This is a genomic window from Halomonas sp. LES1 (assembly GCF_031846005.1).
Lineage (GTDB): Bacteria > Pseudomonadota > Gammaproteobacteria > Pseudomonadales > Halomonadaceae > Halomonas.
Genome location: NZ_JAVRGC010000002.1, coordinates 381,579 through 394,577 on the forward strand (window position 1 = coordinate 381,579; position 12,999 = coordinate 394,577).

The window sequence follows — 12,999 nt, forward strand, 5'->3', positions numbered from 1 at the left end:
CGTAAAGCAAAGAATTCTCATTTTCAATGCCGGGCGTTTCGGAGATTTAACCACGGCGGTAGCGGGTGCGGTGCAGTAGATAGACGAAGAAGGGCGCGCCCACCCCCGAGACGAAGATACCGGCGGGCAGGTCCTTGGGCAGGAAGGCCACCCGGCCGAGCAGGTCGGCGTAGAGCACGATCAGGGCTCCCACCAGGGCGGCGGCGGGCACCAGCCGGGCGAAGCCCCGCCCCACCAGGCGGGACGCGATATGCGGCGCGACCAGGCCCACGAAGCTGAGCCCCCCGGCGAAGGCCACGGCTGCGCCGGCCAGGGCCACGCTGCAGGCCATCAGCACCAGACGGCTGCGCAACAGGTTCACACCCAGCCCCTGGGCCACCGCGTCGCCCAGCGCCATGGCATCCATGTGCCGCGCCTGGGCCAGGCCTAGCGGAATGGCCACCAGCAGCCAGGGCAGCATGCCCAGCACGTCCTGCCACTGGGCGGCGTAGAGGCTGCCGGTCAGCCATACATAGGCGGTCATGGCGGCGGCATCGTCGCTGATCACGATCAGCAGGGTAGTCAGGGCCCCCATGGCGGCGGAGAGGCCGATGCCGACCAGCACCAGGCGCGAAGGGGAGACGCTGCCCTTCCAGGCCAGCAGGAACACCAGCAGGGCGGCCAGCAGCGCACCGAGCTGCGCGGCGGCCGGCAGCCAGTTGGTGCTCAATGTGGTGCCGAACAACGCCAGGAAGGTCACGGCGGCCAGTGCAGCGCCGCTGGTGATGCCGATCACGTCCGGCGAGGCCAGCGGGTTGCGTACCATGCCCTGGAGGATGGCGCCGGCCACGGCCAGGGCCGCCCCCACCAGCACGGCCAGCAGGAGGCGCGGCAGGCGCAGTTCCCAGGCGATAAAGGCGATATCGCTGTCCTGGGGCGCGGCCAGGGCGTGCAGTATCTCCCCGAACGAGGTGGGGAAGCTGCCGAGGCCAAGCGACAGGCCCATGCTGGCCAGCAGCACCAACCAAAGCAGCCCCAGCAGGCTCGCATAGCGCGCCCGGCCGGCATCGGCGGTGGCTGCGCTCGCGGGGTCCAGGCGTTGGCTCAGGGAAGGGGTATGGGTCATGGTCAGGCCGATTTCCTGCGCGCCAGGTGAATGAAGAAGGGGGTGCCGATCAGCGCGGTCATCACCCCCACCGGCACATCCTGAGGGGCCATCAGGAAGCGCGAAGCCACATCGGCCAGCAGCAACAGGCTGGCGCCCAGCAGGGCGCAGGCCGGCAGCAGCCAGCGATGGTCGACGCCGAAGATCCCCCGGGCCATGTGGGGCACGATCAGTCCGACGAAGCCGATCATGCCGGCCAGCGCCACCGAGCTGCCGGCCAGCAGGATCACCGCCAGGCCCAGCAGCAGCTTGATGGTGCCGGCACGCATGCCCAGCCCCTTGACCATGTCGTCGCCCAGCAGCAGGGCATTGGCGTGGCGCACCAGCAGGGCACACAGTAGCAGGGCGCCGCCGAACAGCGGCAGCAGCGGCACCACCAGGGACAGCTCGCGGCCGGCGACGGAACCGGCCAGCCAGTACAGCACGCTCTCGAAGCTCTGGCGGTCGATGATCAGCAGGCCCTGGCTGAAGGAGACGAACATGGCGGTGACGGCCACCCCGGCCAGCACCACTCGCAGCGGCGACAGCTCCCCGTGACGGCCGCGGCTCAGCAGCACCACCAAGCAGGCCGCCACAAGGGCCCCCAACAGCGCCGCCCAGACCACCTCGCCCGGGGCGTGGAGGGGCAGCAGCGAGACCGCGATCACCACGAAGAACATGGCCCCGGCGTTGATGCCCAGGATGCTCGGCGAGGCCAGGGGATTGCGGGTCAGGGTCTGCATCAGGGCGCCGGCGATGGCCAGGCTGGCGCCGACCAGGGCGGCGATCACCGCCCGGGGCAGGCGCTCGGTGGCAATGATGATATGCGCGACCCGGCCGGGGTCGTACTGGATAAGCGCCTCGACGAAGGTCGGCGGGGCGATCTCGGTGGTGCCCAGCATGACGCTGGCCGCGAAGGCCGTGACGAGCAGGGTCATCCCCAGCAGCAGCCCCGCGGCCCGTGTCAGGCGGTGATTCAGCATGGGGCGGATTCCTCGTCCTGCGCGGTGGTATCCCGGCCGCAGTCAGCGGCGGCTGCCGCGGTCAGCGCCGGTGTCGAGCGCTCGTCGGGATTATCCAGCCCATAGTGAGCGTAGAGGTCATCGAGCATGGCATTGGCGGCCAGGATGCCGCCGCCCATGATCCAGTTCACCGCATCCACCTCGAAGACCCGCTCGCTCTCGACGGCGTCCAGCCGCTGCCAGAGGGGGTGGGAGCGCCAGTGTCGGTAGTTCCTCGCGATGGCGGGGTCATCAGGCTCCAGCAGCACGAAGATCACGTCGGCGTTCAGGACAGGAATGTTCTCCTCGCTGGTCAGCTTCATGCCCCAGCCCTGGTCCTGCACGGCGTCCGGCTGTTCGAAGCCCAGTTCATCGAGGATCGAGCCGGCGAACCCGGTGGAGTAGAGACGCACATGGTCGCTCTTGAAGCGGACCACGGCGGCCTTCTGAGGCCAGGCGTCGCCTAGTTGGTCGGCGATCTGGCGGCGAAAGTCCGCCACGCGCGCGTCCCAATCCTGCATCAAGGCGTGGGCGCGGGCCTCGCGGCCGGTGGCCTCGGCCAGCAGCGCCAGGCTGGCCTTGAAGTCGAAGACGGTGCCGGTGGCGACCGTCGGCGCGACCTGCTCCAGCAGCGGCTTGACCCGCTCGTGGCGAAAGCGCGTGGCCACGATCAGATCGGGATCCAGCCAGGCGACCTTCTCCAGGTTGGGCTGGGTCTCCAGGCCAACGTGCTCGATGCCTTTGAGCGCGTCGCGCAGGTAGCGGTACATGGGCTTCTCCAGCCAGGAATCGACGACGCCCACCGGGGTGATGCCCAGCGCCACCGCGCTGTCCGTCGCCCCCTGGTAGAGGGTGACGACGCGCTGCGGAGGGGCGGGAATTGTCGTGTCGCCGAACGCATGGGCGACGCGGCGCCCGTCGCCGGCATCGGCGGCTCCCAGCGGCAGAAGGGCCGCCAGCAGCGCCGCCAGCCAGCGGCGCGGTTGTCTGTCGCGGGCGATCATGGTGGCTTGCCGACGGGGCCGGCGAGTATAGCCTGCGCAGTGGAATGAGAGATCGAGCATCGTCCTCGAGCTACCAAAGAAACAGGGGGAAGCGGCCCTCGGGGGGCCGCTCATGCGGACGTGATGCCTCAGAAGTCGACCTGGTAACCCAGGGTCAGGGTACGACCGCGACCCTTGAAGTACAGGTCGTCTTCCAGCGCGGACGACTGGGGGAACGACTGGGAGTAGTAGGTGAAGTAGTCCTCGTCGGTGAGGTTCTCGATGCCCAGGCTGGCGCGACCCACCGGCAGGCGATAGGCCAGGGAGGCGTCGACCAGGCCGTAGCCGTCGAACTCCAGGGCCGGATCGTCGAAGCTGCGGTCGAAGTAGCGGCTGTACTGCAGGTGCGAGGACAGCTTGTCGTTCCAGGCCGCGCTCCAGCCGAGCTTCAGGGTATCCGGCGCGATGTCGCGGCCGGTCAGCTTGGTGTCGACCTCGCCGTCGCCATCCTGATCGGACTCGCCCTCGGCGTGGGTGTAGGTCAGCCGCAGGCGATGGGCATCGGTGGGGCGAGCCTCGCCGGTGATCTCGTAGCCCTGGATCTCGGTCTTCTCCCGCTGGACCCGGTAGTTGCCCTGGGCATCGGGCTGGATGCGCTGGCCGAGGTCGGAGTCGGACTCGTAGTAGCTCAGCTCGAGGCTATAGCGCTCCCAGTCGAAGCGGGCGCCGACCTCTCGGTTGTCGGTGACGATGGGCGAGAGGTCGACCAGGGTGTCGACGTCCTGGCCGGGGCTCTTGACCCCACGCAGTACTCTTCCCACGTCGGGCATGCCGAAGCCTTCCGAGTAGTTGGCGTAGAGTTGGGCCCAGTCGGTGGCCTGGTAGACCAGGCCGGCGTTGAGCAGGGTCTCGTCGAAGTCGGGATTACCGCCGGCTACGGATACAAGGTCGTTCTCGACGCTGGTGCCGCGGTCCACGGTCGCGTAGTCGTCGACGTTCAGCTCGGCATGCTCCTGGCGGGCACCGGCATGCAGGCTCAGCGAGTCGGTCAGGTCGACATCGCCCTGAAGGAAGGCGGCAACATTGCGGAACTGGGTCTCGGGCACGTAGTTGCGGCCGGTCTGCACCAGCACCTGCTGGGTCTCGTCCTGCAGCAGGTCGACGCCGGTGGTCAGCCTGAGGCGGTCGTCGAGCAGGCCGTCGCGGGAGAGGGTGAACTTGCCGCCGACCTTGTCGGATTCGTTGCGGGTCTGGTCGAACCGCGTCTCGCCGTTCTCGTCCTGGTAGGGGAAGGAGCCGAGGCCGGTGGCACCAAACTGGGCGCGGAAGCGCTGGGTGTAGAGCTGGGCATCCAGCTCGTTGCCGAACCAGTCACCGTGGGAGTAGGCCAGTTGGGCCTTGGTCACCTCGTTATAGCCGGGCTCGCCCTGCAGGTTGCCCTTGCGTGCGGTGGTGGCGATGCCCTCGGAGCGATCGCCGGCCACCGGCACATAGTCGTCATTGACGTCGAGGTCGAAATGGTTGAGGGAGAGCTCGAGGTTCTGCTCCGCGTCGATCCAGTAGCCGAGCTTGCCGAAGAGGTCGTAGCTCTCGGAGTTCTGGACCTCGCCGTGGTAGGCGATGCCCACTTCCTCGTCGTTGCCGTCGAAGAACACCCCGCGTTCCTGACGGCTGGCGGCGGCCAGGTAGTCCCAGTCGCCGCTCTGGCCGCTGATGCGGTAGTCCAGCTTGTGGCCGAAGCCCTCGGACTCGAAGTCGTCGTCGCTGGTCAGGCTGATCCCGGCGTGCTGGTTGACGGTACCGGCCTCGGCGCGCTTGGTGACATAGTTGATGATGCCGCCGGTGGCGCCCAGGCCATGCTCGGCGCTGGCGCCGTGGATCACCTCGATGCGCTCGACCATGGACAGGTCGATGGTATAGCTGTCGCGACCGCCGTCCCGCAGCGCGTTGGTCTGGGGAACGCCGTCGACCATGAACAGCGCCGAGCGACCGCGCAGGGTCTCGCCGGTGTTGTTGAGCTTCTGGCGGCTGGGCGAGTAGGAGGGAATCAGGTTGCTGAGCACCTGGCCGGGATCGTTGGTGATGGCCAGCTGCTGCTCGATCTCCTCGCGGGTGATGATGGTGACCTTCTGGGGCGTCTTGCCGGCCAGGCTCTTGTTGCGGGTCGCGGTGACGACGAGCGGGTCCAGCTCATCGGCGGCCTGTGTCTGGTCCGTCGAGGCAGATTGAGCGAGGGCGATGGTGGGTAGAGCAGTGCAGAGCAGGATGGGCAGGCACTTGGCGACGGTGGGCTGTCGATATGGCATGAAGAAACGAGTCCCTAGGGTGATGATCCGAGCCCGGTGTCTGGCCGGGCGCTGTGTCGACACAGTCTATTAATGCGATTGAGTGAGTAAATGATAATTCTTTTCATTTAAAGTTCGCAAGAAGAAGGAGGTCCTCTCTGCATTACCTGCGCCTCAATCCCTGCATGAAGTAGGCCCCACCGAGCAGTGAGGCCACCAGCCCGGCGGGAATCTCCTGCGGGAACAGCGCTGGCGGCCCACCCCGTCGGCCAGCACCATCAGCAGGGCACTGGTGAGTGCGGCCTCGGGAGCTGCCGTGATCCGCGGAGGAAACAAGGATTTCAACGGGCCAATATAGAGCGGCGAGAGGGTGTGAGGCATGGTATCCATCGGGAAGGTTGTCGACCATGTCAGGGGTATATCGGTCCTGACAGGCGTAGCGAGACAGCGACACATTTGAGACTTATTATCATTATATTTTAAGGGTTTTCAATGATTGATAACTATTATCACTTGTGAGAGCATCCGTTCGCCATTCGTCACGGAGCCAGGGAGCCTGACGTGAAGAGGATTCGATCCACTCTGTTATTGGGGGCTGCTGGCCTTCTGCTCGTCACCACACCCCTGATGGGGCAGGAGCTGATAGAGGAAGCCAGCGAGGCACAGCGTGTTCAGGCCGAGTTGCAGGTGCGCATCGATGCCGCCGATGACGCCAGTCGCGAGATGCTGGCCGAGCTGCGTCGCCTGGAAGCCGAGACGCGACGCCTTCGGGCGGACAGCGAGAGCCTGACGCCGCGTCTCGAGCGCCAGGCCGAGCGCCTGGCGACCCGCGAAGCGGCCCTGGATGCCCTGGTCGAGACCCGTGAAACCTTGCCGGCGGTTGAGCAGGGGTTGTTGTCGCGGTTGAGGGCCTGGGTGGAGGGTGATCTTCCCTTCCTGAAGCAGGAGCGTCTGGCACGGGTCGAGGGACTCGAGAATGGCATGGCAGATCCCGACCTTTCCACGTCGCAGCGCCTGGACCGCACCCTGGCCGCCTGGCGCGCCGAGCTGAACTATGGCCGCGAGCTCGATGCCTGGCGCGGCACCCTGGAGGAGGGGGAGGTGCGCCGAGAGGTGGACTTCTTCCGCCTGGGTCGCGTGGGGCTCTATTATCTGACGCCCGATGGACATCAGGGCGCCGTCTGGCGCTCCGACGAGCAGCGCTGGCAGCCACTGGCTGAGGCCGAGCGAGTCGAGCTGCGCCATGGGCTGCGTATCGCCCGCGACCAGCGGGCGCCGGAGTTGCTTACCCTACCGGTCTCCCACCCGGTGACGCCGGTCGACGCGGAGCACGTCTTATGAATACCAGCATCAAGAGCAACCCCAGTCTGAAGCGTGTCGTGGCACTGGTTCTGGGAGCTGTGCTATTGGCGACGGTGCTGCCCGCGGCGGCCCAGAGCGATCCGTTGACCACCCTGCGCGCCGAGCGGGAGGCCGCGGAGGCGCGGGATGCCGCGCGGCTGGCCGAGCTGGTCGAGGACCGTGATGCACTGGAAGCGGCCCTGGAGGAGGCGCGGCAGGCTTATGCCGAGGCCGAGTCGCGACATGCCGAGCTCGAATCCCGTCAGGCCGAGCTGCAGTCTCGCCGAGAGGCCCTCGATAGCCGCCAGGCCGAGCAGGGCGACGACCTGACGGCGGTGCTGAAGGTGCTGGCCCGCCATAGCGGAGAGCTGCGTGATGCCCTAGCCGAGAGCTGGCTTACCGTGGGCGGTGCCGAGCTGCCGCCGCGACTGAATGACGTCGAGGTGTTGCGCCCCGAGCACCTCGAGAGTCTCGCCGATTCCCTTATTGCCCTGACGGTCGAGACCGGCCGCATACGCGCCTTCGAGGCTCCGGTGGCCGCCAACAGCGGTGAGATCGCACCCCGCGAGGTCGTGCGGCTGGGGGATCTGGCGGCCTTCGCCGCCGGGGATCTGCTCGAACGTGGCGCCGAAGAGGGCGCACTGGCCACGGTGACGCGTACGCCCAACGAGGTGGCCCAGCAGCTTGCCGCCTTCCAGGCAGGCGAGGGCGAGCGCATCGCCCTGGACCCGACCGGAGGGCAGGTGATCGAGGCCCTGGCACAGCGCCCCAGCCTGCAGGAGCGTTTCCAGCAGGGGGGCGTCGTCGGTTATGTGGTGGTGGGCCTGGGCGCCTTTGGCCTGTTGGTGGCGCTCACGCAGTATGGCTACCTGCTCAGGGTCAGTGTGGCGCTGCGTCGTCAACTGACGACGCTGGATCAGTTGCGTGATGACAACCCCCTGGGCCGTGTGTTGCTGCGCTTCCGGGCGCTTTCCGATGATCCCATGCCAGAAGCGCTGGAGGCACGTCTCGACGAGGCGATGCTGGCCGAGCTGCCGCGTCTAGAGAGGGGCCAACCGCTGGTCAAGCTGCTGGCCGCGGTGGCTCCGCTGCTGGGGCTGCTGGGCACCGTCACCGGGATGATCGTGACCTTCCAGGCCATCACCGTCTTCGGCACCGGCGACCCACAGCTAATGGCGGGCGGCATCAGTCAGGCACTGGTGACGACCGTGCTGGGGCTGATCACCGCGGTGCCCCTGCTGTTTGCCCACACCGCCCTGGCCGGCCGCAGTCGTCAGCTGGCCGGCGTGGTGGAGGGGCAGGCCAGTGCCGCCCTGGCCGAGCGACTGGAGCATCGCCGCCCCGCCATTACCGCCAAGGAGAAAGGGCCGCATGCTGCCGCTATGGCTTGAGCCCCTGGCACGGCTGATTGACGCCGGTGGCGTCGTGCTGGTGGGCATCGCCGCCGTGGCGGCGCTGCTGTTCAGCCTGGCGCTGGAGCGGGTGCTGTTCTTTCGACTCACTTATCGGCGTGCTCGGCGCAGGCTGGTCCGGCGCTGGGCACAGCGCGCCGACCACCATAGCTGGAGTGCCCTGACCGTTCGCGAGGTGTGGGCCAGCGAACTGATCGCCCGGCTGCGTCGGCCGCTGCCCTGGCTCAAGCTGCTGGTGGCGCTCTGCCCGCTGTTGGGTCTGCTGGGCACCGTCACCGGGATGATTACCGTCTTCGACAGCCTGGCGCTGAGTGATACCAGCCAGGCACGCGCCATGGCCGATGGCGTGGCTCGGGCCACCCTGCCGACCCTGGCGGGCATGGCGGTGGCGGTGGTGGGGCTGCTGTTTACCACTCGGCTGGAACAGGTCATTCGGCGCGAGGATCAGCGGCTGCATGACCGACTGGCCCGTGCCGTGGAGGAGAACGATGCGTAGACGCCGTACGCTTGCCGGTGACGCCGGGGATAGCGGTGAGATCAATCTGACCCCGATGCTCGACGTGGTCTTTATCATGTTGATCTTCTTTATCGTGACCACCAGCTTTATCAAGGAGAGCGGGGTGGAGATCGACCGCCCCGAGTCGAGTGCCGCCTCGCCCCGGCCGGATGCCCAGCTGATGGTGGCCATCACTCCCGAGGGAGCGGTGTGGGTCGACGGTGAGCCGGTGGATGCCCATCGCGTCGGCGACGCCGTGGCCGGCCTGGTCAGCGATGAGGGGGGCGTGGTGATCCAGGCCGACCGCGAGTCGACCACCGGGCTGCTGATCGAGGTGATGGATCGTATCCGCCAGGCCGGTGTGGACAATGTCGCCGTGGCGGCGACTCGAGGGTCGTCATGAGGCGAGTTCTGCTCTCGGTGCTGGCCGGTGCCGGCATGGCACTGCTGCTGTTCTGGCTGCTGGCGCTGCTGGTCTCGCCCCCTGAGCCGGATATCGAGGTACAGGAGATGCGCCTGACGATGACAGAGCTGGCGCCGGCGCCGGAGCCCGAAGCGGTTGAACCTGTCAGCGAGCCCCCTGCCGTGATGCCGCCTGCCGCCACGCCACCGCCACTGCCGGAGCCGGCACCCGTGCCGAACACCGCTCTGGCCCTGCCCGAGCCGGAGTTGCCGGCCGAGGAGCCGGCGCCAGTCGAGCTGGACAGCTCGCTTCCCGAGCTGGCCGAAGTGTCCCCTGAACCGCCGCCCGAGCCGCGTCAGGAGCCTCGAGCGGAGCCGGCCCCAACTCCGGCCCCAACTCCGGCCCCGACATCGGCCCCCGCGCCTGCCCCCACTTCGACGCCCTCCTCGGCGGCAGCGAGTCCCGCCGAGGCGGTGGCCAAGCCCGTCAGTCGCGAGCCGGTCGACGTGGGCCAGATCGCCCCCACCAGTCGCGTGCCACCCGAGTATCCGTCTCGGGCCCAGCGCCGTGGTCTCGAGGGGTATGTCGAGCTTGCGTTCGTCATTCGGCCCGATGGCAGCGTGGATCCGGGCAGCATCAAGGTGCTCTCGGCGCGACCCACCAGCGTCTTCGACGAGGCGGCGCGCCGGTCGGTGTCGCGCTGGCGCTTCGAGCCGGCCCAGGGGCTTCGGCGGGCACGCCAGCGCCTGGAGTTCAAGCTGAGATGAGTCGCGAGGAGACTCCCATGCGCTACACCCTGCTCTCTTTTTCCGCTTTGCTGTTCTGCTGGCTGGTGGGCGTTCCGCTGGCCCAGGCTGCTCCTCCGCTCAAGGCCAGCTTTATCGACGACCTCCTGCAGCTGGAAGTGGCACTCCAGGAGGGGGAGGCCGTGGCGGTGGAGGCGCGTGCCCTGGCCCAGGCACGGCGCCTGGCCGGGGGCAATGCCGGCGACCGCTGGGCGCGGGCCCTCTACCTGCAGCTAGCCGCCGGCGCGATGATGCAGCAGGAGGAGTCTGTGGCGGCAGCGAACTACCTCGCCGAGGCGCGCGGTGTCGAGGGCATCGAGGCGCAGCAGCACGATCGTTGGCTGCGCGACGAGGCTCGCCTGCGGCTGGCCGCCGGCGATCGCGAACGGGGGAGCGAGCTGTTGGCGGAGTGGCTGGGACGTCACGCGGGCGAGCCGCGCGATCACTGGCAGCTGGCGCGCTCCCTGGCACACCTCGAGCGCTGGGAGGAGGCCGCCGATCGGGTGCAGCAGGCGCGGGAGCTGGCGCCGCAACTCGACGATCGCCAGCGTGCCCTGGCCAGTGTCGTGCTGCGCCGCGCCGGCCGGGACGAGGCGGCGCTTTCCCTGCTCGCTAGCGGGCTGACCGAAAGCCGCGACCCGGCGCGCTGGCGCGAGGCGGCGGCCCTGGCTCAGCGGCTGGGCGATGCCGGGCGAGCGGCCGCCATCTGGGAGGCGGGCTGGCGTGCGGGCCTGTTGAGCGGTGAAGAGGATCTGCGCCGCCTGATCGAGCTGCACCTCGCCGGCGGTACCCCGGCGCGTGCCGCCGAACATCTCGAGGCGGCACTGGCGTCGGGCGAGCTTGCGGACAGCGAGGCGAATCGACGGCTGCTGGCCCAGGCCTGGGAGCGGGCTCGCGATCGCGAGCGGGCACTGGCCGCCTGGCGGGAAGTGGCGAAGCGCAGTGGCAAGGACGACGACTGGTCGAGGCTCGACCGGCTGGCCCACGCCTGGGGGCATGACGAGGCGGCGGAAGAGTCCTTACGGCTCCTGCCGCACCCCATCGATCTCGCGTACGAAGGGCGGTAGGGAGTCGAGCAGGGCCCGGCCGTAGCGGCGGGTCAGCACGCGACGGTCGAGCAGGGTGATGCGGCCGTGGTCCGATTCCTTGCGGATCAGGCGGCCACAGGCCTGCACCAGCTTGATGGAGGCATCGGGCACGCTGATGCGCATGAAGGAGTTGCCGCCGCGACTCTCGATCCACTCCGCCAGGGTGGCACCCACCGGATCATCGGGCACCGCGAAGGGCAGCCGGGTGATCACCACATGGGTGAGGTAGTCCCCCGGCAGGTCGATGCCCTCGGCGAAACTGGCCAGCCCGAAGATGATGCTGCCTTCACCGGCATCCACCCGCTTGCGATGGCGGTTGATCAGTTCGCGCTTGGGGAGGCGGTCCTGGGCCAGTATCCGTTCGGCCAGATTCTTGGGCAGTGCCTTCTCCACGGCGCGAAGCTGGGCTCGGGACGAGAACAGCATCAGCACCGCCTCCTGGCGTTCGAGACCGTTGACGAAGTCGACGATGGCCCGCTCGTGGCCTTCGCGATCGGCCGGGTCGACGGCCTCCCTGGGGACGCTGAGCACCGCCTTCGAGTAGTCGAAGGGGCTGGGGAGTCGCTGGTAGCGGTAACGATTGGCGAGGCCGGCGCGCTCCTGCAGGCGCTCGAAACGCCCCAGGGCGGTGAGCGTCGCGGAGGTGACCACGGCGCCGAAGGTGGTGCCCCACAGGCTCTTGGCCAGGGTGTGGGCGGCCGAGACGGGACTCGCCGAGAAGGTCAGCTCGGGCTCGCCGCCGAAACGCTCGAGGGTCAGCCAGCGGGCCCGCGGCGGTTCACCCTCGGGGTCCACCTCGGTAAAGGCCTGCCACAGGGCGTGGGCCTCCAGGGCGCGGCCATGCAGCAGCGCCACCAGCGGTAGCCACGCCTCGGCCGCCTCCCGCGGCAGTCCGGTGTGCTTGTCGGGGTCGAGGCTCTCGCGCAGGATATCGGCCATGCTCTCGAGGGTGCGGGAGAGCTCGGCAAACAGCGTGACCAGTGCCGCGGCATGCTCGCGCAACGCCTCGGGAGCGCGCCCCATCTCGAAACGGTGCTGGTGAAACTCCTCGCCGTCACCAAGCCCCTGAGGGCGTCCGGCCAGCTGGTGGCCCAGGGCGAAGGCCTCCCCCAGCCGTGGTTCGGCGGCATCCATCGCCTGGGGGAGGCTGGCCAGCAGCCGCGCCAGGGTGGCTTGCCCCCCCAGGGCGGCATTGAGCTCGGTGAGCGACTTTCTGAGATTGCGGAGCCAGCGCAGGCCCGCGTTCACGCCGAAGCGATAGGTAAAGTGGTTGAGGGCCTTGTCGGGCAGGTGGTGGCCTTCGTCGAACACATGGATGCAGTCACCCGGGTCGGGCAGCACCACACCGCCCCCCAGGGAGAGGTCGGCCAACACCAGGTCGTGATTGGCGACGATGATGTCGGCCTGCTCCATGTCGCGCCGGGCGCGGAAGAAGGCGCAGGCCCCGAAGTGACCGCAGCGACGGTTGGTGCACTGGCGATGGTCCACGGTGAGGCGACGCCAGTGCTCGTCCTTGATCGCCTCGGGCCAACTGTCGCGGTCACCCTCCCAGCGGCCATTGCCGTAGGCATCGCCCATCGCCTTGACCAGCGCCTGGAAGTCGTCGCCACCGCTGTCGAGCGCCTGCTCGAACATCGACAGGGTGGGGTTCTCCTCGCCGCCGTCGAGCGCCTGGTCGAGGCGTGCCACGCACACATAGCGGCCACGCCCCTTGGCCAGGGCATAGCGAAAGTCGATACCGCTATGGGCCTTGAGTGCCGGCAGGTCCTGGTGCAGCACCTGCTCCTGGAGCGCCACGGTGGCGGTGGAGAGCACCAGTCGCTTGCCGCGGGCCTTGGCCACCGGCAGGGCGGCCAGCAGGTAGGCGAGGGTCTTGCCGGTGCCGGTACCGGCTTCCAGTACACAAACATGCTCGTCGCTGACGCGCTTGCCGGTCTCATCGGCCTCGATGCCCGCCAGGGTGCGGGCGATCTCGGCGATCATCAGTCGCTGACCGTAGCGGGGCGTGAGACCTAGGCCCTCCAGCGCATGGCGGTAGGCGGTCTGGATCTCGCCTTTCAAGGCCTCGTCAAGCATCGTGAG

11 protein-coding genes and 1 pseudogene are annotated in these 12,999 nt (G+C 68.4%); 6 read left to right on the plus strand and 6 right to left on the minus strand.

Going from position 1 to position 12,999, the window contains the following annotated elements; all coding sequences use genetic code 11:
* Positions 1 to 46: 46 nt before the first annotated feature.
* The 5 genes and pseudogenes from RM463_RS06005 to RM463_RS17510 form a co-directional block, all read right to left on the minus strand.
* Positions 47 to 1,105, minus strand: a complete 1,059-nt coding sequence (locus tag RM463_RS06005; protein ID WP_311429361.1) for an iron ABC transporter permease — start codon at positions 1,103 to 1,105, stop codon at positions 47 to 49.
* Between the two features lie 2 nt (positions 1,106 to 1,107).
* Positions 1,108 to 2,106: an iron ABC transporter permease gene (locus tag RM463_RS06010; RefSeq protein ID WP_311429362.1), complete on the minus strand. Its 999-nt coding sequence runs from the start codon at positions 2,104 to 2,106 to the stop codon at positions 1,108 to 1,110.
* Positions 2,100 to 3,128: an iron-siderophore ABC transporter substrate-binding protein gene (locus RM463_RS06015; protein ID WP_311429363.1), complete on the minus strand. Its 1,029-nt coding sequence runs from the start codon at positions 3,126 to 3,128 to the stop codon at positions 2,100 to 2,102. Before RM463_RS06015 ends, RM463_RS06010 begins: the two co-directional genes overlap by 7 nt.
* Positions 3,129 to 3,256: 128 nt before the next feature.
* The gene (locus RM463_RS06020) at positions 3,257 to 5,413 is read right to left on the minus strand and encodes a TonB-dependent receptor (protein WP_311429364.1); all 2,157 of its coding nucleotides are present in this window, start codon (positions 5,411 to 5,413) and stop codon (positions 3,257 to 3,259) included.
* Between the two features lie 142 nt (positions 5,414 to 5,555).
* Positions 5,556 to 5,695, minus strand: a pseudogene (locus RM463_RS17510) (iron chelate uptake ABC transporter family permease subunit); the annotation flags it as partial.
* 258 nt (positions 5,696 to 5,953) lie between these two features.
* Between RM463_RS17510 and RM463_RS06025 the strand changes: the two are divergent.
* From RM463_RS06025 to RM463_RS06050, 6 genes are read left to right on the plus strand one after another with little or no spacing between them, the layout of a single operon-like run.
* Positions 5,954 to 6,733, plus strand: coding sequence for a DUF3450 domain-containing protein (locus tag RM463_RS06025; protein WP_311429365.1), 780 nt, complete (start codon positions 5,954 to 5,956; stop codon positions 6,731 to 6,733).
* Positions 6,730 to 8,124 (plus strand): MotA/TolQ/ExbB proton channel family protein, encoded by a 1,395-nt coding sequence (locus RM463_RS06030; RefSeq protein WP_311429366.1) that lies wholly within the window; start codon positions 6,730 to 6,732, stop codon positions 8,122 to 8,124. The genes RM463_RS06025 and RM463_RS06030 overlap by 4 nt, the downstream gene beginning before the upstream one ends.
* Positions 8,105 to 8,641 carry a MotA/TolQ/ExbB proton channel family protein gene (locus RM463_RS06035; protein WP_195687706.1) on the plus strand — a complete coding sequence of 179 codons (537 nt, stop codon included), beginning with the start codon at positions 8,105 to 8,107 and terminating at the stop codon, positions 8,639 to 8,641. Before RM463_RS06030 ends, RM463_RS06035 begins: the two co-directional genes overlap by 20 nt.
* A complete protein-coding gene (locus RM463_RS06040) occupies positions 8,634 to 9,044 on the plus strand; it encodes a biopolymer transporter ExbD (protein ID WP_195687705.1) in 411 nt (136 codons plus the stop codon). The genes RM463_RS06035 and RM463_RS06040 overlap by 8 nt, the downstream gene beginning before the upstream one ends.
* On the plus strand, positions 9,041 to 9,811 hold the full coding sequence (locus tag RM463_RS06045; RefSeq protein WP_311429367.1) for a TonB family protein: 771 nt from the start codon (positions 9,041 to 9,043) through the stop codon (positions 9,809 to 9,811). Before RM463_RS06040 ends, RM463_RS06045 begins: the two co-directional genes overlap by 4 nt.
* A gap of 17 nt (positions 9,812 to 9,828) precedes the next feature.
* On the plus strand, positions 9,829 to 10,896 hold the full coding sequence (locus tag RM463_RS06050; protein WP_311429368.1) for a hypothetical protein: 1,068 nt from the start codon (positions 9,829 to 9,831) through the stop codon (positions 10,894 to 10,896).
* Here RM463_RS06050 and dinG read toward each other — a convergent pair.
* Complete coding sequence (gene dinG / locus RM463_RS06055; protein WP_311429369.1) at positions 10,849 to 12,993, minus strand: ATP-dependent DNA helicase DinG; 2,145 nt, start codon at positions 12,991 to 12,993, stop codon at positions 10,849 to 10,851. The two genes, RM463_RS06050 and dinG, sit on opposite strands and share 48 nt — an antisense overlap.
* Positions 12,994 to 12,999 lie beyond the last annotated feature (6 nt).

What these genes read in the sequence shown, in the direction of transcription:
- RM463_RS06030 (WP_311429366.1), top strand. Translation starts at nt 6,730, where the DNA reads ATGAATACCAGCATCAAGAGCAACCCCAGTCTGAAGCGTGTCGTGGCA.
- RM463_RS06035 (WP_195687706.1), top strand. Translation starts at nt 8,105, where the DNA reads ATGCTGCCGCTATGGCTTGAGCCCCTGGCACGGCTGATTGACGCCGGT.
- RM463_RS06010 (WP_311429362.1), bottom strand. Translation starts at nt 2,106, where the DNA reads ATGCTGAATCACCGCCTGACACGGGCCGCGGGGCTGCTGCTGGGGATG.
- RM463_RS06045 (WP_311429367.1), top strand. Translation starts at nt 9,041, where the DNA reads ATGAGGCGAGTTCTGCTCTCGGTGCTGGCCGGTGCCGGCATGGCACTG.
- RM463_RS06005 (WP_311429361.1), bottom strand. Translation starts at nt 1,105, where the DNA reads ATGACCCATACCCCTTCCCTGAGCCAACGCCTGGACCCCGCGAGCGCA.
- RM463_RS06020 (WP_311429364.1), bottom strand. Translation starts at nt 5,413, where the DNA reads ATGCCATATCGACAGCCCACCGTCGCCAAGTGCCTGCCCATCCTGCTC.
- dinG (WP_311429369.1), bottom strand. Translation starts at nt 12,993, where the DNA reads ATGCTTGACGAGGCCTTGAAAGGCGAGATCCAGACCGCCTACCGCCAT.
- RM463_RS06040 (WP_195687705.1), top strand. Translation starts at nt 8,634, where the DNA reads ATGCGTAGACGCCGTACGCTTGCCGGTGACGCCGGGGATAGCGGTGAG.
- RM463_RS06050 (WP_311429368.1), top strand. Translation starts at nt 9,829, where the DNA reads ATGCGCTACACCCTGCTCTCTTTTTCCGCTTTGCTGTTCTGCTGGCTG.
- RM463_RS06015 (WP_311429363.1), bottom strand. Translation starts at nt 3,128, where the DNA reads ATGATCGCCCGCGACAGACAACCGCGCCGCTGGCTGGCGGCGCTGCTG.